1 pseudogene is annotated in these 460 nt (G+C 56.7%); it reads left to right on the forward strand.

Features of this window, described 5'->3' with window-relative positions:
• Positions 1-460, forward strand: a pseudogene (locus DVK06_RS18795) (non-ribosomal peptide synthetase); the annotation flags it as partial.

The following is a 460-nucleotide window of genomic DNA, read 5'->3' on the forward strand; positions in this document are numbered from 1 at the left end:
CGCTGGAGCAATCAGCCGGACTTTACCCTCAATTTGACCCTGTTTGATCGTCCTGAAGGCCACGATGATATGACCCGGGTGATGGGTGATTTCACTTCGCTGGTTTTGGTGCCGTGTCGTCATGCCGACGGCGGCTGGCTGGATGAAGTGTGCCAGGTACAACGCGATATGTGGGGCGCGCTGGATCACCGTTCGCTCTCAGCCGTTGAGGTACTCCGTGAACTGGCTCGTCTGCATCAGGCGCCTGAACTGGTTATGCCGGTGGTGTTTACCAGCGCTTTGGGAATTAGCGCAGAGCCGGAGCAGGGTATTTTCAGTCAACCTGTTTATGGCCTGTCACAAACGTCGCAGGTTTGGCTGGATCATCAGTTAACCGAACTGGCAGGCGGTGTCTCTCTGGTCTGGGATGCGGTAGAGGCTTTGTTCCCGGCGGGTATGCTGGATGCGATGTTCACCGCCT

The sequence above is a fragment of the Halorubrum sp. Atlit-28R genome (genome assembly GCF_003665955.1).
In the GTDB taxonomy this organism is placed as follows: Archaea; Halobacteriota; Halobacteria; order Halobacteriales; family Haloferacaceae; genus Halorubrum; species Halorubrum tropicale.